General features: G+C 67.2%; 16 protein-coding genes. 13 read left to right on the forward strand and 3 right to left on the reverse strand.

Going from position 1 to position 21126, the window contains the following annotated elements; all coding sequences use genetic code 11:
- The first annotated feature begins 21 nt into the window (after positions 1-21).
- The 11 genes from E0H75_RS38340 to E0H75_RS38390 all read left to right on the forward strand — a co-directional run bounded on the left by E0H75_RS38340 (position 22) and on the right by E0H75_RS38390 (position 14111).
- Entirely contained in the window at positions 22-1893 is a 1872-nt protein-coding gene (locus E0H75_RS38340) for a right-handed parallel beta-helix repeat-containing protein (RefSeq protein WP_131518631.1), read from the forward strand.
- 5 nt (positions 1894-1898) lie between these two features.
- Positions 1899-3764 (forward strand): right-handed parallel beta-helix repeat-containing protein, encoded by a 1866-nt coding sequence (locus E0H75_RS38345; protein ID WP_131518632.1) that lies wholly within the window; start codon positions 1899-1901, stop codon positions 3762-3764.
- Between the two features lie 221 nt (positions 3765-3985).
- The gene (locus E0H75_RS38350; RefSeq protein ID WP_202873388.1) at positions 3986-5596 is read left to right on the forward strand and encodes a right-handed parallel beta-helix repeat-containing protein; all 1611 of its coding nucleotides are present in this window, start codon (positions 3986-3988) and stop codon (positions 5594-5596) included.
- Positions 5597-5612: 16 nt separating this feature from the next.
- Positions 5613-6359, forward strand: a complete 747-nt coding sequence (locus E0H75_RS38355) for an SDR family NAD(P)-dependent oxidoreductase (protein WP_165554361.1) — start codon at positions 5613-5615, stop codon at positions 6357-6359.
- Entirely contained in the window at positions 6356-7543 is a 1188-nt protein-coding gene (locus E0H75_RS38360; protein WP_131518635.1) for a CaiB/BaiF CoA transferase family protein, read from the forward strand. Before E0H75_RS38355 ends, E0H75_RS38360 begins: the two co-directional genes overlap by 4 nt.
- The gene (locus E0H75_RS38365; RefSeq protein WP_131518636.1) at positions 7540-8634 is read left to right on the forward strand and encodes a carbohydrate ABC transporter substrate-binding protein; all 1095 of its coding nucleotides are present in this window, start codon (positions 7540-7542) and stop codon (positions 8632-8634) included. The genes E0H75_RS38360 and E0H75_RS38365 overlap by 4 nt, the downstream gene beginning before the upstream one ends.
- Positions 8627-9400 carry an enoyl-CoA hydratase/isomerase family protein gene (locus E0H75_RS38370; RefSeq protein ID WP_131518637.1) on the forward strand — a complete coding sequence of 258 codons (774 nt, stop codon included), beginning with the start codon at positions 8627-8629 and terminating at the stop codon, positions 9398-9400. Before E0H75_RS38365 ends, E0H75_RS38370 begins: the two co-directional genes overlap by 8 nt.
- 3 nt (positions 9401-9403) lie before the next feature.
- Positions 9404-10342, forward strand: coding sequence for an MBL fold metallo-hydrolase (locus E0H75_RS38375; RefSeq protein WP_131518638.1), 939 nt, complete (start codon positions 9404-9406; stop codon positions 10340-10342).
- A 225-nt stretch (positions 10343-10567) separates the two neighbouring features.
- The gene (locus tag E0H75_RS38380; protein WP_131518639.1) at positions 10568-11569 is read left to right on the forward strand and encodes an ABC transporter permease; all 1002 of its coding nucleotides are present in this window, start codon (positions 10568-10570) and stop codon (positions 11567-11569) included.
- The gene (locus tag E0H75_RS38385; protein ID WP_131518640.1) at positions 11566-12489 is read left to right on the forward strand and encodes a carbohydrate ABC transporter permease; all 924 of its coding nucleotides are present in this window, start codon (positions 11566-11568) and stop codon (positions 12487-12489) included. Before E0H75_RS38380 ends, E0H75_RS38385 begins: the two co-directional genes overlap by 4 nt.
- Complete coding sequence (locus tag E0H75_RS38390; protein ID WP_131518641.1) at positions 12486-14111, forward strand: extracellular solute-binding protein; 1626 nt, start codon at positions 12486-12488, stop codon at positions 14109-14111. The genes E0H75_RS38385 and E0H75_RS38390 overlap by 4 nt, the downstream gene beginning before the upstream one ends.
- Positions 14112-14207: 96 nt before the next feature.
- Here E0H75_RS38390 and E0H75_RS38395 read toward each other — a convergent pair whose 3' ends face one another.
- A complete protein-coding gene (locus E0H75_RS38395; protein ID WP_131518642.1) occupies positions 14208-15434 on the reverse strand; it encodes an SGNH/GDSL hydrolase family protein in 1227 nt (408 codons plus the stop codon).
- 113 nt (positions 15435-15547) lie between these two features.
- Between E0H75_RS38395 and E0H75_RS38400 the strand changes: the two genes are divergently transcribed.
- Positions 15548-18049, forward strand: coding sequence for a DEAD/DEAH box helicase (locus tag E0H75_RS38400; RefSeq protein WP_131518643.1), 2502 nt, complete (start codon positions 15548-15550; stop codon positions 18047-18049).
- On the opposite strand, the gene E0H75_RS38405 is transcribed toward E0H75_RS38400, so the two are convergent.
- Complete coding sequence (locus E0H75_RS38405; RefSeq protein WP_131518644.1) at positions 18036-19301, reverse strand: MFS transporter; 1266 nt, start codon at positions 19299-19301, stop codon at positions 18036-18038. The two genes, E0H75_RS38400 and E0H75_RS38405, sit on opposite strands and share 14 nt — an antisense overlap.
- 19 nt (positions 19302-19320) lie before the next feature.
- Here E0H75_RS38405 and E0H75_RS38410 point away from each other — a divergent pair, with 19 nt between their 5' ends.
- On the forward strand, positions 19321-19872 hold the full coding sequence (locus E0H75_RS38410; protein WP_202873389.1) for a CGNR zinc finger domain-containing protein: 552 nt from the start codon (positions 19321-19323) through the stop codon (positions 19870-19872).
- Between the two features lie 30 nt (positions 19873-19902).
- Here E0H75_RS38410 and fabV read toward each other — a convergent pair whose 3' ends face one another.
- Positions 19903-21072 carry an enoyl-[acyl-carrier-protein] reductase FabV gene (gene fabV, locus E0H75_RS38415; RefSeq protein ID WP_131518646.1) on the reverse strand — a complete coding sequence of 390 codons (1170 nt, stop codon included), beginning with the start codon at positions 21070-21072 and terminating at the stop codon, positions 19903-19905.
- Positions 21073-21126: the final 54 nt, after the last annotated feature.

The following is a 21126-nucleotide window of genomic DNA, read 5'->3' on the forward strand; positions in this document are numbered from 1 at the left end:
CGAGAGAGGACCCCGCCCAACATGTCCAACAGAACGAGGCCGCGTCTGGCGCGTACGGCGCTCAGCGTCGGCGCCGGGGTGGTCGCGGCTGCCCTGGTGGTCGCCGCGGCCGTCCAACTCAACGCCCAGCCCGCCGGTGCAGCCCGGTGCGACAGCTTCTATGTCGCACCCAACGGCAACGACGCCGCCAACGGCACCGAGAAGAACCCGTGGAAGACGATCACCCGGGCTCGCGACGAGATCCGGAACAAACACCTCAACGACCGGATGAACTGTGACATCACCGTCAACCTGAAGGCCGGCGAGTACCCGGTCGCGTCGACGATCGGCTTCGACCAGCGCGACTCCGGCAAGAACGGGCACCGGGTGATCTACCGCAGTGCCGACGGTCCGGGCAAGGCGACGCTGCGAGGGGCCGAGGAGATCACCGGCTGGGAGCCGTACAAGGACGGCATCTACAAGGCGAAGGTGGATGCGTCCAAGCCGTTCTACACGCTCTTCGAGGACGGCAAGCGCGCCACCAACGCCCGGTACCCGAACCGCGGCAGCGACGAGCAGTGGTCGCCCTACCTGAGGTCGATCCTGTTCGAAGAGGACAAGATGGATGTCCACAACTGGCTGTGGGGTAAGCCCGGCGACTGGGACCCGAGCTGGGACATGAGCCAGGCCTCGGTGACGATCTGGTCGGGCGGCTCGTGGTCGTGGTTCACCGACACGATCCCGCTGCTCGACACGAACTTCAAGAAGACCCAGACGACGCTGAAGTACTGGACCCGCTACGCGATGGTCAACAGCAACGGCGGCTCCCGGTACTTCTTCCAGAACTCGCTCAGTTTTCTGGACCAGCCGGGGGAGTACTACCTCGACGCCAAGGCCGGTGAGGTCTACTACAAGCCGCGCGGCGGAACGATGGACGGCATCAAGGTGCTGCGGCCGACCGTGAAGACGGTGCTGAACCTCGCGGGTACGTCGCCGCAGGACCGGCTGCACGACGTGAGCTTCGACGGGCTCGGGGTGCAGTACTCCGACTTCGTCAGCTGGTACCGCAACGGCTGGGTGGCCGGCGGCGACGCCGGGGTCGAGCACAAGTACCCGGAGTACGATCGGCAGATCGAGCTGCCGCGGAACCGGTTCGGCGCGATCACGCTGACCAACACGAGCAACATCGACCTGTCCCGGTTGCACCTGTCCGACACCGGCTTCACCGGCGTCTACCTGTTGTTCGCCAACGACCACACCAGGATCACCGACAGCCTGCTGGAGAACATCGGTGCCGACGGCATCAAGGTCGAGGGCGGCTGGCCGGGAGAAGGCGACCTGAGCAACCATCACACGATCTCCAACACGTTCATCGACCACATCGGCGAGCTGGTCCCGGGCGACGCGGCCGGGATCGAGTTGATGGACACCGGCAACAACACCATCTCGAACATCGAGGTGAAGCACAGCGCCCGCTACGGCATCAGCCTGGAGTCGCGGCCGGAGGTCACCGACGGCGACCAGTACGCGTCCGGCAACAGCTTCTCCTACATCCGGCTGGAGCAGACCGGCCTGGACAGCGGTGACATGGGCTCGTTCTACACCTACGGCGTGGACAACCAGGAACCACATCCGGTCACGAACACCGTCGACCAACTGGTCATCGGCGACGTGATCCCGGATCCGTCGATGCCGGATGCGGGTGGCACTCGCGGGGTACACATGGACGCCGGCGGTTGCGGGTTCGCGTTCAGCAACGTCCAGGTCGGGAAGGTGACCGACCAGAAGTACCAGTCGTACCAGTGCAACGAGGTGACCAACGCCGACTGGGTCGACGGGTTCGACGCCTCGAAGATGGAGTACGACAAGATCGGCGTCCTGCCCACCTTCCCGTACGACGTGTCGGGCCGGTGATGACGATGCGTGGATTCGTCGGCGGGGTGTTCGCCGGGCTCGCTCTTCCCGCGCTCGTCTTCGGCGGCGCGGTGGCGGCGCGAGCCGCAGGCCCGGCCGTGGAGCAGGACAAGTGCGCCGCGTTCTGGATCTCGCCGGCCGGCGACGATGCGGCGCCGGGGACGGAGCGCAAGCCGTGGCGGACGATCGAGCATGCCCGCGACACCATCCGGGCGCGCGGCCTGAACCAGCGGATGTCGTGCGACCTGGTCGTCAACCTGAAGGCCGGCACGTACCAGGTGGCCAAGACGATCGGTTTCGACGACCGTGACTCGGGATCGAACGGTCACAAGGTCGTGTACCGGAGCGTGGACGGTCCGGGGAAGGCGGAGCTCGAGGCGGCGCAGGAGGTCACCGGCTGGACGCCGTACCAGGACGGGATCTTCAAGGCCAAGGTCGACATCGACCAGCCGTTCTACACCCTGTATGTCGACGGCGAGCGGGCCACCACAGCCCGGTACCCGAACCGGCAGGCGGACGACGAGTGGGCGCCGTACCTGAAGTCGGTCCTGATCGAGCCGGAGAAGGAGGCTCTGCGCGACCAGGTCGGCTACACCGAGGGTGACTGGAAGGAGACCTGGAACCTGAACAGCTACACCGACTGGCCGGCCCAGCTGATGATCTGGTCGGGCGGCTCGTGGAGCTGGTTCACCGACACCGTGCCGATCAAGAACGCGGACTGGAAGGACAACAAGGTCATCCTGGACTACTGGACCCGGTACGCGATGATGAACTCCCGGTCCGGGTCGCGGTACTTCGTCCAGAACTCGCTGGATCTGCTCGACGCCGAGGACGAGTACTACCTCGACTGGGCAAACAAGGAGCTGTACTACAAGCCTCGCGGCGGCACGATGGACGGCAAGCGGGTCCTGCGTCCGACGCAGACCCAGGTGCTGTCGCTGGCAGGGGTCTCGCCCGCGCGCCGGCTGCACGACATCGCGTTCGACGGACTCGGGATCGCGGCCACCGATTTCATGCAGTGGTACCGATCGGGCTGGATCAGCGCGGGAGATTCGGGCCAGAAGCACAAGTACCCCGAGTACGACCGTCAGATCGAGATGACCCGCAACCGTTTCGGTGCGGTCACCCTGACCAACACCCGCAACGTCGATCTCACCGGGCTGCACGTGCGCGACACCGGCTACCACGGTGTCTACCTGCTGACGGCCAACGACCATGTGACGATCGCCGACACCCTGCTGGAGAACATCGGCGGGGACGGCGTCAAGGTCGAAGGCCCGTACCCGGGCGAGGGCGATGTGGCGAACCACAACACGTTCACCAACCTGTACATCGACCACATCGGTGAGCTGGTCCCGGGCGACGCGGCCGGGATCGAGCTGATGAACACCGGCGGCAACAAGGTCTCGCACGTCGTGGTGAAACACAGCGCGCGGTACGGCATCAGCCTCGAGGGCCGGCCCGAGGTCACCGACGGCGAGGGCTACGCGCTGGACAACGAGTTCTCCTACATCCGGCTGGAGCAAACCGGTCTGGACAGCGGTGACATGGGTGCGTTCTACACCTACGGCGTCGACAACCAGGAACCGCACCCGATCCGGAACACGGTGAAGCAGATGGTGATCACCGACGTGATCCCGGATGCCTCGATGCCGGACAGCGGCACCCGGGGCGTGCACATGGACGCCGGTGGCTGTGGCTTCAGCTTCAGTGACATCGAGATCGGGCAGGTGACCGACGACAAGTACCAGTCGTACCAGTGCAACGAGGTGACCAACGCCAACTGGGTGGCAGGCTTCGACGCCGGCCGGATGGAGTACGACAAGATCGGCGTGCTGCCCTCGTTCCCGTACGACGTGGCGGGGCGGTGAGCCGGATGAGATTGGTCGGTGGTTTGGTCATCGGTGTCGCGCTCGCTGTGGTAGGTGCAGGCTCGGCGCTGGGTGCAGGTCCGAAAGAACAAGCGAAGTGTGAGGCGTTCTGGGTATCACCCACCGGAAGTGACACGGCGGCCGGGACTCAGCGGAAGCCGTGGAAGACGGTCGAGCATGCGCGGGATGCCGTTCGCACTCGGCGAGGGTCTTGTGCTCCGGTGGTGAACCTGAAGGCCGGGACGTACCAGGTCGACAAGACGATCACCTTCGACGACCGGGACTCCGGAGTGACCTTCCGGAGTGCGGACGGGCCGGGGAAGGCCGTGTTCGAGGGCGCCCGGGACGTCACCGGGTGGACGCCGTACAAGGACGGCATCTTCAAGGCGCCGGTGGATGTCAGCCAGCCGTTCTACAGCCTGTACGCCGAGGGGAAGCGTGCCACCACCGCGCGGTACCCGAACCGGCAGGCGGATGACGCCTGGGCGCCGTACCTGCGGTCGATCCTGTTCGACTCGACCAAGGAGGCGGTGCGCGACCAGCTCGGATTCAACACCGGCGACATCGACCCGTCGTGGGACCTGCGGCTCGGGACGGACTGGCCGGCGCAGGTGACGGTGTGGTCGGGCGGGTCGTGGTCGTGGTTCACCGACACCATCCCGATGCTCGACATCAACTTCACCAAGAAGCGCACCACGCTCGTCTATCCGGCGCGCTACGGGTTCATCAACTCCGGTGGCGGTTCGCGGTACTTCGTGCAGAACTCACTCAGCCTGCTGGACCAGGCCGGTGAGTACTACCTGGACTACCCGAACAAGATGCTGTACTACAAGCCGGCCGGCGGCACGATGGACGGCGTGACGGTGCTGCGGCCGACGGTGACGCAGGTCTTCTCGGTGGCCGGTGCGTCAGCGAACCGGCGGGTGGAGAACCTGACGCTGGACGGGCTGACGATCCAGCACACCGACTTCATGGAGTGGTACCGGTACGGCTGGAACCAGACCGGCGACTCCGGGGCCAAGCGCAAGTACCCGAAGTACGACACCCAGATCGAGCTGCCGCGGAACCGGTGGGGTGCGATCACGCTGACCAACACCCGGGGCGTCAAGCTGACCCGGATGCACCTGCAGCAGACCGGATTCACCGCGATCGAACTGCTCTTCGCGAACGAGAAGACCACGGTGTCGGACAGTCTGCTCGAGCACCTCGGCAACGACGGTATCAAGGTCGAGGGCGGTTGGCCGGGTGAGGGCGACGTTGCCCACGGCAACACGTTTACCAACAACTACATCCATCACATCGGCGAGCTCGTCCCGGGCGACTCGGCCGGCGTCGAGATCATGAACAGCGGCGACAACGAGATCAGCCACACCGTCGTCGAGCACGGTGCCCGCTACGGCATCAGCATCGAGTCCCGGCCGGAGATTCCGAACGCGGACAACTACACCAGTGGCAACACCGTCCACCACGTGCGGCTGTCGCACCTGGCGCAGGACAGCGGTGACACCGGTCCGTTCTACGCGTACGGCGTTCGCAACCAGCCGCCGTACACGCCGGACGCTGCGGTGTCTCAGCTGATCATCGACGATGCGAACGCGGATCCGTCGATGCCGGACAGCAAGCCGTACGGCGTGCACATGGACTTCGGCGGCTGTGCGTTCGCGTTCTCCGACATCAAGGTGACCAACACCGAGAGCGACCCGTACCACGGGCCGTCGGCGGGACCGTGCGACACCTTCGCCAACGTCAGCTGGGAGCCCGGGTTCGACGACTCCCGGATGCAGTACGACCAGATCGGCGTACTGCCTTCCTTCCCCTATGAGAAGCCCTGAGGTTCCCGGATCACTTATGGACAAGGAACGGTTTGCAGGCAAGGTCGCGCTGATCACCGGAGGTGCCTCCGGGATCGGCGCGGCCACCGCCCGCCGGATCGCCGCCGAGGGCGGCGCCGTGATCGTGTGTGATCGAAACGGCGAGGCTGCCGTTGCGTTGGGCACCGAGCTGGGCGGGCAGGGGTATGAGCTGGATGTCACGGACCTCGCTGGCACAGCCGACCTGGTCTCATCGCTGGGTGCGGTCCATGTCTTGGTCAGTGCGGCCGGGGTCGATGTGTGTGACACCGTGCCGAACACGTCTCCGGACGAGTGGCAGACGATCCTCGCTGTCGATCTGACCGGCGTGTACAACTCGTGCCGCGCCGTCCTGCCTCGCTTCGTCGAGCAGGGCGGCGGGGCGATCGTGACGATCTCCTCGGCGATCGGCACGGTGGGCGAGCGCAACCGGTCGGCGTACTGCGCGGCGAAGGCCGGCGTGGAGAACCTGACCCGCGCGATGGCACTCGATCATGGCCGGGCCGGCGTCCGCGCGAACTGCGTCGCGCCCGGGCTGATCGACACACCGCTGATCCGCAACGGAAAGGTCAGTGGGGCGGACGATCCGGGCGCGATGCAGGCGATGGTCGACCGGCATCACGCGCTCGGCCGGATCGGGCAGCCGTCGGAGGTAGCGGCCGCGATCGCATTCCTGGCCAGCGACGACGCGTCGTTCATCACCGGTGCGGTCCTGCCGGTCGACGCGGGATGGACGGCGCAATGAGCGTTCTCGAGGGTTATCGCGTTCTGGACGTGTCGGTGGCGATGGCCGGCCCACTGGCGGCGATGCGGCTCGGCGACCTGGGCGCGGACGTCGTCAAGGTCGAGCCGGTGACGGGCGAATGGCAACGGCACACGGCCGCCGGCGGCGCCACCGGCAATGAGGTCAACGCGTCGTTCCTGTCGCTGAACCGGAACAAGCGCAGCCTCGCGGTCAACCTGAAGTCTGCTGACGGCCGGGAGCTGGTTCATGAGCTGGTGAAGTCGGCCGACGTGTTCCTGCAGAACTACCGGCCCGGGGTCGCCGCCCGGCTCGGCCTGGACTACGAGACTTTGCGCGGACTGAAGCCCGACCTGATCTATGTGTCGATCTCCGGGTACGGCGAGACCGGTCCGTACGCCGACTGGCCGGGGCAGGACCTGTTGGTGCAGGCAATGAGCGGTGCGTTGTTCAGTGCCGGTCGTCCGGACGAGCCACCGGTCGCCGCGCCGTACTTCCTTGCCGACGCGGTCACGGCGTACAGCGCCTTCGAGGGTGTGCTGGCCGCGCTGCTGCACAGGGAGCGGACTGGTGAGGGTCAGCTCGTGCAGGTGAACATGCTCGACGCGGTGATCGCGCTGCAGATGCAGGAACTGTCCGTGCACACGGTCGGCGGCATCCCGCAGACACGCTCCGAGGAGGTGCATGCGCACAGCTACATCCGTGCGCCGTACGGCATCTTCACGACCGCGGACGGCTATCTCTCGCTGGCGTTCGCCAACCTGCCGGTGCTGGCTGAGGTGCTCGATGCGCCGCAGCTGGCCGGGCTGGATGCGGAGCGGGACGGGTTCGCCCGGCGTGACGAGATCGCCGCGGCGGTGTCGACCGCGTTGCGGCGGGAGTCGACCGACCACTGGTTGCACAAGCTGCGCGAGCGCGGTGTCTGGTGTGGGCCGGTGTTGTCGTACGCCGACGTACGCACGGATCCGCAGGTGCTGCACAACGGCTCGTTCGTCACGTACGAGCACCCGACCGAGGGCGCGGTCACGACGCCGGGGTTCCCGTATCGCTTCAGCCGGACGCCTGCGCAGGTTCGGCGACCGGCACCGCTCGTCGGCGAGCACACCGATGAGCTGCTCGCCGAGCTGGGACTGTCGCCGGAGCAACGGCAGGCATTGCTCGAGCAAGGCGCGGTGGTCTCGCCGTGACCGTGCAACTGCGCGGGCTGACGTGGGATCACCCCCGTGGCTACCGGCCGTTGGAGGTGTTCGAGGAGTCCGGCGTACAGGTGGTGTGGGATCGGCAGCCGTTGTCCGGGTTCGAGTCCACGCCGTTGGCTGAGCTGGCCGAGCAGTACGACCTGCTTGTGGTCGATCATCCCGGGCTAGGGGCTGCGGTCGAGGCGGGCGCGATCCTGCCGGTGGAGGACGTGTTCGCGGCGCGGGATCTCAAGGTGTGGCGGTCGCGGGCGGTCGAGCCGACGTGGGACAGCTATCGGTTGCACGGGTACGGATGGGCGATTCCGATCGATGCGGCGACGCAGACGTGTCTGTACCGGCCGGACCGGTTGGGCACGCCGCCGGCCACCTGGTCCGACGTAATGGAGCTGCCGGGCGTCGCGCTGTGTGTCGCCGGGCCGCATGCCGGGTTGATGCTGCTCGGGCTCGCCGGAGATCGGACTGGGGCGCAGCTGCTCGATCGGGATCGAGCGATCGAGGCGATCCGGGTGCTCCGCGCTGTCTGGCAGCGGAGTGATCGGAGTATGGCGGAGCTCGACCCGATCGGGATGCACGAGCTGCTTGCTGAGAGCAACGAGCTGGTGTGCTGCCCGCTGGTGTACAGCTATGCGTACTACGGCGCAGTCGGGGAGGACCGGCAGCCGCTGGCCTGGTCGGCGGCGCCGCGGTTGCGGCCGGCTGATCGGCTGGCCAACAGCACGCTGGGTGGGACCGGACTGGCTGTGACTCCTCGGGCGTTCCGACACGTCCTGGCGGTGACGAAGTACGTGCGCGGGCTGCTGGATGTCGGCACTCAGTTGGATGTCGTGTCGACGGTCGGCGGCCAGTCCGCGACCGCGGCCGTGTGGGCCTCCGACGTGGTGGACAAGGCGTGGAACGGGCACTACTCGGCCACGCTCGGCACGCTCACGACGTCGTACGTCCGGCCTCGGTTCGACGGGTGGATCGCCTTCCAGGACGAACTGTCGGAGCGGGTGCGGGAGTTGCTGGACGATGCGCAGGATCCGGGGGCCGCGGTCGATCGGATCGAGGACGACTACCGGAGGGTGAGTCATGGATGACGGCCGGATCGCCTTCGAGCAGGACGGGTACGTCGGGCTGCTCACGCTCGACCGGCCGGCGAAGCTGAATGCGGCAACCCGTTCGATGAGTGCGGAGCTGCTCGAGCTGATCCCGCGGATCGACGACGATCCCTCGATCCGGGCCGTGGTGGTGACCGGTGCGGGCGACCGCGCCTTCTCCGTCGGCAGCGACATCGGCGAGCTCGACCGGTACGACGGACCCTGGCACTTCCGGAACCGCCGCGACTACTGCGATGCCTTACGCGCTCTGCGTACGCCGGTGATCGCGGCGATCAACGGCTACGCGTACGGCGGCGGCCTGGAACTGGCGCTGTCGTGCGACATCCGGCTCGCGTCGTCCTCGGCGAGTTTCGCTGCGGCCGAGATCAAGCTCGGATGGATCGGCGGCGGTGGGGTGACGGCGCTGCTCACGGCGTCCGTGCCGGCCAGTGACGCGGCGATGATGCTGCTGACCGGTGATCCCATCGATGCTGCAAAGGCGTTGCGGGTCGGGCTGGTCAGCCAGGTGCTGCCGCCTTCCGAGGTGTTGCCTGCTGCAACCGAGTTGGCGCACCGGATCGCCGCCCGGCCACCGATCGCCGCGCAGGCGGCCAAGGCGAACCTGCGGGCCGCATGGTCGATGGGACTCGAACAGGCCATCCAGTACGAGCGGGAGCTGCAGGCCATTGCTCTCGGCACCCGCGACGCAGCCGAAGGCCGGGCGGCCTTCGCGGAGCGTCGTACCGGCGACTTCGAAGGACGGTGAACTGTGCCCGTTGAGATCGCACCGGGAATCCATCGGCTGGCGACGGACTACCCGCACGTCTGCGGGCTGCCGTTGTGGCTGCACGTGATCAACGCGGGTTCGGAGCTCGTGCTGCTCGACGCGGGGATCGCCTCCACTCCTGAGGCCGCGACGGGACCCGAGTTGGCTGGACTGGGGCTCGGGCTGGCCGACCTGACGCTCGTCGTCAACAGTCATGCGCATCCCGATCACATGGGTGGGAACGCCGTACTGAAGAGGGCTAGTGGTGCGCGGGTGGCCGCTCCGGCGGCTGAGGTGGGCTGGCTCGAGGACAACGAGCTGTTGCTGACCGAGCTCTGGGGTTCGGATCCGGCCGCGATGGACTTGTCGTCGGCCGAACGCTGGGAGCTGCTCGAGATGCTCGACGAGCGCGTCCGGGTCGACGTACTGCTGCGCGATGGCGATTACCTTCCGCTTGATCGTTCACTCCGCGTCATCACGACCAGCGGGCACAGCCCCGGCCACATCGCCGTACTGGATGAGTCGTCCCGAACCCTGTTCGCCTTCGACGATGTGCAAGGGCGCGGTCAGCCTTACCTGGACAGCTCCACCTGGCTGGCTCCGCTCTACACGGACGTCGAGCGGTACGTCGGGGGACTGAATCGCCTGCTGGGGTTGGACTTCGACGCCCTCGTTCCGTCACATGGCGACGTACTGGACTCGGATGCCGGGCGCAAGCGCATCAGCGAAAGCCTGGAGTGGGTGGCTGAAGTCGAAGCCCTCACGGTGAAACTCCTGCGGGCGAAGGGTTCGCTCACCGTCCGTGAACTGGCCACGGCCATCGGCACCGATCTCGGCACCTACGGAGGTATCAACCTCCAGACCGTCCGGATGGCACGCGCCCACCTGGAACACCTGGCTCGGCAGGGCGACGTCGAGCCGCGCTGGCACCGTCGCGGCTGAATCGCCGCTCATCTGAGCGCCTGATGCGCGGCTGAATCGCATCGGGCCGGCCGGATTCGCGGATGACTCTCCGGCTGGAGCTGCGCCACTCCCCAAAACACGACAGCATCGAACAGGGGGGAACGGAAAGCGCTCTCCCAGTGGGAGGGCGACGTTCACCGACGACGCAGGGAGTGTCGCGTGGCTCGAGCAGACGAAATCCTCAGCCCCGAAGCGAAACGAACCATGTTGATCGATCAAGCCCGGGCTACCGACTCGGGACCACCGGGTACCCCGACCGCGGAGAGATCCGCACCGCCCGCCGGCGGCCAGCAGCTGTCCTGGTGGGCGCGGGCTCGCCGCGACAAGGTGCTGCTGCTGATGGCGATCCCCGGTCTGGCCCTGATGCTCGCGTTCCACTACCTGCCGTTGCTCGGCAACCTGATCGCGTTCCAGGAGTACCTGCCGTTCGTCCCGTTCGGACGCAGCGCCTGGGTCGGGCTGGACAACTTCTCGGTGATCTTCAACGGTGACGCAGAGTTCCTGAACGCGTTGAAGAACACGCTGCTGATCACGCTGGTCCAGGTGATCTTCGTCTTTCCGGCACCGATCGCGCTGGCCCTGCTGCTGAACAGCCTGCTGTCGGAGCGGATCAAGCGCGTCGTGCAGTCGGTGCTGTACCTGCCGCACTTCCTGTCCTGGGTGATCGTGATCGCGATCTTCCAGCAGATCCTGGGCGGCAGCGGCCTGATCAACAACACGTTGCGGGCCCGGGGCATCGACACGATCGACTTCCTCGGCAATCCCGACAGCTTCATCGCGCTGCTCACCAGCCAGGTGATCTGGAAGGACTCCGGGTGGGGGACGATCCTGTTCCTGGCCGCGCTGACGCAGATCGATCAGGGGCTGTACGAGGCGGCCCGGGTCGACGGAGCGTCGCGCCTGCGGCAGTTGTGGCACATCACCGTGCCGGGAATCCGCGGGTTGATCATCCTGCTGCTGATCCTGCGGCTCGGTGACTCGCTCACCGTCGGTTTCGAGCAGATCATCCTGCAGCAGAACCTGGTCGGCAGACCGGCCAGCGAAGTCCTGGACACCTACGTCTACAACAACGGCGTACTGGCCGGCCAATGGGGAGTCTCGGCCGCGGTGGGTCTGGTCAAGGGCCTGTTCGGCGTCGCCCTGGTGATCGGCGCCAACAAGGTCGCACACATCTTCGGTGAGGCGGGGGTGTACCAGAAAGCATGAGTACCCAGACGAATCTCCTCGCAACTACGCGCCGGTCGTCGACGATCGACGACGTACCCACGATCCCGACGCGGGTCCTCAAGGGCATCATCCTGCTGCTGTGCTGCACGGTGGTGATCGTCCCGTTCATCGGAGTGATCTCGACCAGCATCGCCAGCCAGGCCCATGTCACCGAATCCGGCGGCTTCGTGCTCTGGCCGGACAGTCTCAACTGGGCCTCGTACCGGGCGATCTTCAACGGCGGTGTGGTGCAACGCGCGCTGCTGGTCAGCTTCGTCATCACCCTCGGCGGCACCCTGGTCAGCCTGGCCGGGTCCACCATGCTGGCGTATGCGCTGAGCCGGCCTGGCTCGTTCGGGCAGCGGCCGATCCTGATGATCGTGCTGTTCAGCATCTTGTTCAGCCCGGGCCTGATCCCGAACTACCTGGTGGTGAAGGAGTTCGGGCTGCTCGATTCGCTGCTGGCGCTGGTCCTGCCGACCGCGATCAACGGCTTCAACGTGATCGTGCTCCGCTCGTTCTTCATGAGTATCCCGGCCTCGGTGATCGACTCGGCCCGCGTGGACGGGGCGGGCGACTTCCGGATCTTCTGGTCGATCGTGCTCCCACTGTCGCGGGCGGTGCTCGCGGTGATCGGGCTGTTCTACGCGGTCGGGTACTGGAACGCGTTCTTCAACGCCATGCTCTACATCAGCGACACCGCGAAGTGGCCGCTGCAGCTGGTACTGCGGACGTACGTGATCAACAACACCGAGCTCAGCAGTGGTGATCTCGGTGGGGCGTCGGCCGACCAACTGCCGCCGCAGGAGTCGATCCAGATGGCGATCCTGGTGATCTCGCTGGTGCCGATCCTGATCGTCTACCCGTTCCTCCAGCGGCACTTCACCAAGGGCATGCTGACCGGCGCGGTGAAGGGATGACCATGATCAGCAGAAGAAGACTGCTCGGCGGCTCACTGGCCGCCGCCGCGGGCATCGGCGGACTGAGCGGGTGCGCGACCGTGACCAGGTCGACGGACATCGCGGCGCTGAACAAGCCGGTCGGGCTGCCGACGTACCGGCGGTTCGACGGGCCGAAGCCGGACCTGCCGCGGAGCCATCCGTTGATGCCGGACTGCTTCTACCGGTTCCCGGCCCAGCCGGTCCGGGTCACCGAAGGCAGACCCGGCGACGGCAGTGACGTGTCCGGAACTGTGCCGACGTCGAACCCGATCCCGCCGACCGCCGATCGCAATCCGTACTGGCAGGAGCTGAACCGCAGGGTCGGCTCACCGCTGGAGCTGACGATCACCTCGGCCGCCGGTTCCGATTACACCAACAAGTTCGCGACCTCCGTGGCAGGAGACACGCTGGGTGATCTGTTCAACGTCGACGGCAAGTTCTCCTATCTGCCACAGTTCCTCGAGGCTCGGGCCCAGGACCTGACCGAGTACCTGTCCGGTGACGCGATCCTGGAGTACCCGTTCCTGGCCAACCTGTCGACCGACTCGTGGCGCGGGTGCGTGTTCTCGGGCGGCATCCGGGCGGTCCCGATCCAGCGCGGCGTGATGTCGTCCAACCTGTTGCTGGCCCGTCAGGACCTGCTCGACCAGGTCGGTGTCGAGCTCGGGTCGCCCACTGTGGACGAGCTGAACAAGGTCGCCAAGGCGGTGACGGACGGGAAGAAGAACCGCTGGGCGTTCGCGGTCCCACCCGCGGCGGCGCTGAGCGCGATGCTGGGGCTGCCGAACGGCTGGGAGGTTCGCGACGGTCGCCTGGTGCACAGCCGCGAGCTCCCGGAGCACAAGGAGATGCTCGCGATCTCCACGAAGATGCAGGCCGACGGGCTGATCCATCCCGACGGGGTGGCGAAGAACAACCAGAAGGTCTGGTTCACGCAGGGGTCGGCGGTGATGACGCAGGACACGTACTCGTCGATCCAGAGCTTCTACCGGCGCGCCACGGTGAAGACCTTCGCCATCGGGCTGCCGGTCGTCCGCGACAGCGCTGGAAAGGTCGGCCGGTTCCTGCTGGGTTCGCCGAACAACTCGATCGCGGCGATGCGGCCCAGTTCGCCGGAGCGGACCAAGATGCTGTTGCGGGTGCTGAACTGGATGGCCGCGCCCTTCGGGACCGAGGAGTATCTGTTCCGCAAGTTCGGCCTGCCCGAGCGGCACTACAACCTGAAGGGCACCGACCCGGTGCTGACCGAGGCCGGTAGCAGTGAGGTCTGCCTGGGCGAGTTCCCGATCCAGTACCTGTCCGACGGTGGATATCCGGTCTACTTCCCGGGCCACCCCGAGGCGGTCGATGTTGCATACAGCCACCTCAGAACGATCCTGCCCACGGCGATCCTGCAGCCGACGTACGGGCTCTACTCACCGACCGACTCGACCAAGGGCAAAGTCGCCGACAAGGACTTCGACTCGCTCACGAAGGAGATCCAGCTCGGCCGCTCCGATCTGTCCGACTGGGACAAGGCCGTAGCCAACTGGCGCAAGTCAGGCGGCGATGCAATCCGCCACGAGTACGAAGAAGCCCTAGCCATCAAAGGCAACAAGTAACACAAGCGGGCGCACCCACCGCAAACCTCTGGGGGTGGACCCGCAGCGTCTCTCCGCCGCACGCACCGCCCGCAGGGCGGTGCGTGCGGCTGCTTTTCAGTGACAACGAAGAGTGTTGAGGTCGGCCGCGTTACCCATGGCGTGGTTGCCTGCGTCGTTGGGGTGGAGGCCGTCGCCGCCGTCGTACGCGGCTTGGAGGCGACTGGGGTCGGCGAGATCCCGGGTGGCGGCATCGAAGTCCACCACGCCGTCGAACTCGCCGCTGCTACGGATGAAGGAGTTGACGGCCTGCCGCGCCGCCTCCTTCTCAGGCGTGTACACGAACGAACCACCAACAGGCGTCAGCGTCCCCCCGACAATGCATCGCCCACTGGCATGCACCCGCGCAACCAACTGCCGATACCCATCGATCAACTCGTCAGCAGTAGCACCCGCGTAGATGTCGTTGATCCCTTCCAGCAACAACACCGTCCGTACGCCGGGCTTCGTCAGCACATCCTTGTCCAGCCGCGCCAACGCACTCGCCCCGGCACTGCCTGCCTTCGCGACCCCACCAAGCACCCGGTTCCCCGAGATGCCTTCGTTGGAGATCGCCAGCCGCCGGTGCTCAGGCAGTTGCCCGTACCGATCCGCCAGCACATCCGGCCACCGACGGTTCGTGTCGATCGTCGTACCGACCGACGACGTGATCGAATCGCCCAGCGTCGCCACCGTTTCGACCTGCTGCGGCGCGGTCACGATCGCCGCATTGACGAAGTACCACGCGGACGACTCGGTCTGGTACGTCGCCGCCGACTCGTCCGCCGCGTGATCACCGGACGTCGACTTGTAGCTGTGCTGCATCGCCCGGTTGTGCGCCGTGATGATGCCCGTCGTACCGACCACATGCAGACTCACGGTCAGACTCGTCCGCGCCGGCACCGGTCCCGTCAGCGGATCACTGATCGCCATCGCCCCCGGCGGAATCGTCACCGACGTCTTCCCGCCGAACGTCAACCGCCGGCTCGACCCCGGGACGACGCTCGCCCCGGCCGCCTGCCGCCCGACGTACACCGAATCCGTCACCAACGGCTGGTCGCCGTTCGCGTTCGATACCCGGATCCGCAGATCCTTCCCGCCGACGCTCGTGCGCACGACGTTCCGCACCGTCATGTCGTGCAACGTCCCGCCGGCGATGTCATCACTGGCACCCCACGTCGTCACCACCTCCGTCCCACCCGGTCCCGGGCCGTCGTCCGGTCTCGCGGCCGCCACCAGACCCGCCGCACCCACCGCCGTCATCAGCAAACTCGCGCCCATCCGGCGCCACGCATGAGAAGTCATCTTCTGAGTCAAGCCTGAATAGACATGCCGTGCAATCGTTTGCGTGGCGACCAGCGCCGGACGGTCGCAACCGGCGGCCGAACGGTTCCGGCCGTCAGGGACAATGGGTGGTGATGACGCTGACTGAGCAACTGCCGGGGACGACCGAGCCTGACGACCTGTACGACGCGTTCGCGCGGTGGGTGGGGGAGCAGGGGATCTCGTTGTACCCGGCGCAGGAAGAGGCGTTGATCGAGGTGATGACGGGGTCGAACGTGATCCTGTCGACGCCGACCGGGTCGGGGAAGAGCCTGGTGGCCACCGGCGCGCACTTCGCGGCGCTGGCGGACGGGCGGCGGACGTTCTACACGGCGCCGATCAAGGCGCTGGTGTCGGAGAAGTTCTTCGCGCTCTGCGACGTGTTCGGCGCCGACAAGGTCGGCATGCTGACCGGCGACGCGTCGGTGAACGCCGGGGCGCCGATCATCTGCTGCACCGCCGAGGTGCTGGCGAACGTCTCGCTGCGCGAGGGCTCGGCCGCCGACGTCGGCCAGGTGGTGATGGACGAGTTCCACTTCTACTCCGAGCCGGACCGCGGCTGGGCGTGGCAGGTGCCGCTGCTGGAACTGCCCGACGCGCAGTTCATCCTGATGTCGGCGACGCTCGGTGACGTCGAGCGGTTCAAGATCGACCTGTCCCGCCGTACCGGCCGCCCGACCGCGATCGTGTCCTCGGCCGAGCGCCCGGTCCCGCTGATCTACAAGTACGTCACCACCGCGCTGCACGAGACGCTCGAGGAACTCCTCACCACCCATCAGGCGCCGGTGTACGTCGTCCACTTCACCCAGGCCGCCGCGCTGGAACGCGCCCAGGCGCTGATGAGCATCAACGTCTCTTCGAAGGAGGAGAAGGAGAAGATCAACGAGCTGATCGGGAACTTCCGGTTCAGCAAGGGCTTCGGCCGGACCCTGCAGCGCCTGGTGAAGCACGGCATCGGCGTCCACCACGCCGGCATGCTGCCGAAGTACCGCCGCCTGGTCGAGCAGCTCGCGCAGGCCGGTCTGCTCAAGGTCATCTGCGGCACCGACACGCTCGGCGTCGGCATCAACGTCCCGATCCGGACCGTCGTACTCACCGCACTGAGCAAGTACGACGGACGCCGGCAGCGGATCCTGAAGGCGCGCGAGTTCCACCAGATCGCGGGTCGCGCTGGCCGGGCCGGCTACGACACATCAGGCACCGTCGTCGTACAGGCGCCGGATCACGTGGTGGAGAACGTGAAGGCGCTGGCCAAGGCCGGCGACGACCCGAAGAAGCAGCGCAAGGTGCAGCGGAAGAAGCCGCCGGAGGGTTTCGTCACCTGGGGCGAGGACACGTTCGACCGCCTGGTCGCGGCTGAGCCCGAGGCGCTGCAGTCGCGGATGCGGGTCAGCCACGCGATGCTGCTGAACGTGATCGCCCGCGACGGCAACGCGTTCGAGAGCATGCGGCACCTGCTCCGCGACAACCACGAGGACTCGAAGGTCCAGGTCCGGCTGATCCGCCGCGCGATCCAGATCTATAGGACACTGCTCACCGCCGGCGTGGTCGAGCGGCTGGACGAACCGGACGAGAACGGCCGCACGCTCCGCCTGACCGTGGACCTGCAGAAGGACTTCAGCCTGAACCAGCCGCTGTCGACGTTCGCACTGGCCGCGCTCGACCTGCTCGACCCGGAGGATCCGTCGTACGCGCTGGACGTGGTGTCGGTGGTCGAGGCGACGCTGGAGGATCCGCGCGCGGTGCTGTGGGCACAGGAGCACCACGCCCGCGGCGAGGCCGTGAACGCGATGAAGGCCGAGGGCATCGAGTACGACGAGCGGATGGAACTGCTCGAGGACGTGACCTGGCCGAAGCCGCTCAACGAGTTGCTCGAGGCAACGTTCGAGATGTACCGGCAGACGCACCCGTGGATCGCGGACTCCGGCCTGTCGCCGAAGTCGGTGGTCCGGGACATGTTCGAGCGGGCGATGACGTTCGGCGAGTTCATCGGGTTCTACGGGCTGGCGCGGTCGGAGGGCGTCGTACTGCGATATCTGAGCGACGCGTACAAGGCGCTGCGGCAGACGGTGCCGCCGGACAAGGTGAACGAGGATCTCACCGACCTGATCGAGTGGCTCGGCGAAGTGGTCCGGCAGACCGACTCCAGCCTGCTCGACGAGTGGGAGGAGCTGACCAACCCGACCACCGAGGAGGCGGCCGAGCCGGTCCCGGCCGGTCCGCGCCGGATCACCTTGAACAGCAGGGCTTTCCGGGTCTTGGTCCGCAACGCCATGTTCCGACGCGTCGAGCTGGTCGCCCTGCACCGCTGGGCCGAGCTCGGCCAGCTCGACTCCGAGTCGGGCTGGGACGCCGGCCGCTGGGCCGAGGCAGGTACGGCGTACTACGCGGAGCACGACGTGGTCGGCACCGGTCCGGCGGCCCGTGGTCCCGCGCTGTTCATGATCGAGGAACACCCGGGCTACTGGGAGGTCCAGCAGATCATCGACGACCCCGAGGGCAACCACGACTGGCGCATCTCAGCCAGCGTCGACCTCGCCGCCTCCGACGAGGCCGAAGACCTCGTCCTGGAAATGGCATCCTTCAAGCCGCTGTAGTCACCGGGGTCTCGAGGGTCCTGACCTCGCGGACGAACATGGGCAGTGCGGACAGGGCGATGCCGATGGATCCGACCGCGACGGCTGCGGTGGTTCCGAAGGTGCTGCCGAGTACGCCGCCGAGCGCGGCGCCGATCGGGAGGACGCCGAAGGTGAACGTGCGGTAGGCGCCGTTGCTGCGAGCCAGTGCGGTGCGGGGGATCAGCAGCTGGCGGATCGTCACGGACAGGACGTTGGCGCTGCCGAGGCCGATGCCGGACAGGAACTGCAGTACGCCGAGGAGGACGCCGTACTGGATGCCTCGGCCCGGGAGGAACGCCAGCAGGAGTGGTAGCCCGGTCGACAGGACCAGAGAGGTGCCGAAGGCGCGGCCGTAGCCGAGGCGTTTCGCCAGCCGGAGACCGAGCATCGCACCTACGAAGGCGCCTGCGCCGCCGGCGCTGAGGGCGATGCCGTAGCCACCCGCGGACAAGCCGCGTTCCTTGACCGCGAGGATGACGAGGTTCACGACCAGGATCTGCGCGGAGGCGTTGTAGAGCGCAGCGTGGGCGGTCAGCGAACGCAGGAACGGGCTGACCTTGAGCTGCCGAACGCCTTCCCACAGACCCGGCCGATCGTCAGTGGTGTGCGGGGCGATCTCCGGCCGTCGCGCCGATGCGATACCGACAGCGCTGGCCAGGTAGGAGGCGGCGTCGACGAGGAGGGCGACGGCGGGTCCGAGCAACTGGACCAGGATTCCGGACAGACCCGGGCCGCCGACCTGTGCTGCGGTGGACGAGCCCTGGAGGGCGCGGTTGGCAGCCGGCAGCTCCGCCTCGGGGACGAAGTCCGGAAGATACGCGAACGACGCGATGTCGAACACCACACTCGCCGCCCCGACCAGGAACGCCACCACGACCAGCAGCGGCAGGCTGAGCTGGTCCATCGCCCAGGCGATCGGGATCACGATCAGCGCCGCGGCGCGGATGATGTCGACGGCGATCATCACCCCGCGCTTGCGCCGCCCTTCGAGCCAGTGCCCGGTGAGCAGTGGCAACGCCGCGCTGGGCAGGTAGGTCGCCGTCGCGATGGCGCTCACGCCCGCTGCTCCCGCGTCGAGGGTCAGCGCTGCGGTCAGCGGAAGCGCGACCGCGGTCACGTGCGTGCCGACCGCGGAGACCGTCTGTCCCGCCCAGAAACGCTTGAAGTCGCCGTCCACCGTTACCAGTACCTCCGCCTCATCCAGTAACTTCGTTACCGGATCATGCCCCATGGCCGGTAACGTGGCAACTGTGATTCAGCCCGGCGAGCGCACCCCTGCCCCTGAGCCGCTGACGCTTGTGCAGGACCTGGTGAACACCGTCGACCTGGAAATGGAGCAGGACACGCTGACGAAACCCGCTGACCTGAGCGCGTTCTGCGCCGACCACGGCTTATCCGGTCTGCGGTTCGATCGGACTGGCCTCGCGGAGGTGCTGACCCTGCGTGAGGCGGTGCGGGATGTCTGCCAGGCACACGCCGGCATCGACGTACCGGCGGAATCCCTCACCGTGCTCGATCGGCTGCTCGCCGCAGCGCCGCTGACGCTGGCGCTGTCAGCCGACGGAGGCGCGACGGTCCGTCCGGCGGACGGCCTGACCGGCGTTCAGGCGTTGGTCTCCCGCCTCGCGGCGGACATCGCGACGTCGGTTGCTGTCGGCAACTGGCCGCGGCTGAAGGCGTGCGCCGCCGACACCTGCCGCTGGGTGTACTACGACCGCAGCCCGGCCGGTCGCAGCCGCTGGTGCACGATGTCCCTGTGCGGCTCCCGCAACAAGATGCGCAAATACCGCGCCCGCGCCTAGCCTCCCCGAGGCCAGGCTGGGCAGCGGGGGTTAGGGCCAGGTGATGTCGACCTCGGTTGGTGCCTCGTAGTCGACTCCTGGTACGTCGAAGCCGTACAGGCGCCGTACCTCGGCCAGGAACCACGTGGTGTCGGCAACGTCCGCGATGTTGTCCTGCGTTGCGGACTCCCACTGGGCGCGGACGGCGGCTTGGACGTCGTCGGCCAACTCCCAGCGGTCGAGACGAATGCGGCCCTCGTCGTCGAGGTCCAGCGGTGTCTCGCCGGTCAGCTGATCCCACAGGGCGACCGACTGCTGCACGGGAGTCTGCAGTCCGTCGCCGAGCACCTTGTGCAGCAGGCTGACGTACAGGCCGATGCCCGGGATCGCCGACGAAGCCTGGGTCACCGCCGCGCCGTTCACCGACGTCATCGCCTTCACGCCGTCCTTGGCGAGGGTGACCGCGGTCTGCTCGAGGTCCGCCTTCGCGGCGCCGATCGAGCCCTGCCGGTAGATCGGCCCGGTCAGCTCGGACCCGATGTAGGTGAGCGCGACCGTGTTGAACCCGGGCTTCAGCAGCCCGCGCTCGTCGAGCGCCGAGACCCAGCGAGCCCAGTCCTCACCGCCCATCACCTTGACCGTCTGGGCGATCTCGTCCTCGGTCGCGACCTCGATCCCGACCTCCTGCAGAACCGGCTGCCCGTCCTCGTAGGCCAGGCTCTTGGTGGTGTGTGGTGCACCGATCGCCTTGATCGCCGACTGGAACGTCTCCTCGGTCCTCGGATCGACCCGCCGCGGCGCGGCGACGCTGTAAATCAAGTGGTCGATCCCGCCGAACCGCTCGGCGATCAGCCCGAGCACCTCGTCCTTGGTGGTGTCCGCGAACGCATCGGCGTTGAAGAACCGGAAGTCTCGACCGAACTCAGCGGCGAGCACAGCGGTCTCCGCCGTCCGGTACCAGCCCGCGGTCGCCGTACGCCGAGCCGTCGGTGCCTTCTCGAAGGACACACCGATCCCGTCGATCCCGTAGCGTGCGAGTCCCGCGATCGTCGTGGCCAGGCCGTAGCCGGAGCTGGAGCCGATGACGAGCGCGGTACGGCGTTCTGGTGCTCGGCGTTCGACCTGACCGGCCAGGTCACGAACTATCCGGGCACAACCGGCCGGATGCGAGTCCAGGAAGAGGAATCCACGGCCCAGGGGCTTGATCACGCGCTCACTCATGCCAGGACCCTAACCCGGCCCAGAGCGCGGACGGGGGAGAGTGCCAGAAAAGTG

Origin of the sequence: Kribbella capetownensis, assembly GCF_004331485.1 — a bacterium.
Lineage (GTDB): Bacteria > Actinomycetota > Actinomycetes > Propionibacteriales > Kribbellaceae > Kribbella > Kribbella capetownensis.

What these genes read in the sequence shown, in the direction of transcription:
- E0H75_RS38340 (WP_131518631.1), top strand. Translation starts at nt 22, where the DNA reads ATGTCCAACAGAACGAGGCCGCGTCTGGCGCGTACGGCGCTCAGCGTC.
- E0H75_RS38345 (WP_131518632.1), top strand. Translation starts at nt 1,899, where the DNA reads ATGCGTGGATTCGTCGGCGGGGTGTTCGCCGGGCTCGCTCTTCCCGCG.
- E0H75_RS38355 (WP_165554361.1), top strand. Translation starts at nt 5,613, where the DNA reads ATGGACAAGGAACGGTTTGCAGGCAAGGTCGCGCTGATCACCGGAGGT.
- E0H75_RS38360 (WP_131518635.1), top strand. Translation starts at nt 6,356, where the DNA reads ATGAGCGTTCTCGAGGGTTATCGCGTTCTGGACGTGTCGGTGGCGATG.
- E0H75_RS38370 (WP_131518637.1), top strand. Translation starts at nt 8,627, where the DNA reads ATGGATGACGGCCGGATCGCCTTCGAGCAGGACGGGTACGTCGGGCTG.
- E0H75_RS38380 (WP_131518639.1), top strand. Translation starts at nt 10,568, where the DNA reads ATGTTGATCGATCAAGCCCGGGCTACCGACTCGGGACCACCGGGTACC.
- E0H75_RS38385 (WP_131518640.1), top strand. Translation starts at nt 11,566, where the DNA reads ATGAGTACCCAGACGAATCTCCTCGCAACTACGCGCCGGTCGTCGACG.
- E0H75_RS38390 (WP_131518641.1), top strand. Translation starts at nt 12,486, where the DNA reads ATGACCATGATCAGCAGAAGAAGACTGCTCGGCGGCTCACTGGCCGCC.
- E0H75_RS38395 (WP_131518642.1), bottom strand. Translation starts at nt 15,434, where the DNA reads ATGACTTCTCATGCGTGGCGCCGGATGGGCGCGAGTTTGCTGATGACG.
- E0H75_RS38400 (WP_131518643.1), top strand. Translation starts at nt 15,548, where the DNA reads ATGACGCTGACTGAGCAACTGCCGGGGACGACCGAGCCTGACGACCTG.
- E0H75_RS38405 (WP_131518644.1), bottom strand. Translation starts at nt 19,301, where the DNA reads ATGGGGCATGATCCGGTAACGAAGTTACTGGATGAGGCGGAGGTACTG.
- fabV (WP_131518646.1), bottom strand. Translation starts at nt 21,072, where the DNA reads ATGAGTGAGCGCGTGATCAAGCCCCTGGGCCGTGGATTCCTCTTCCTG.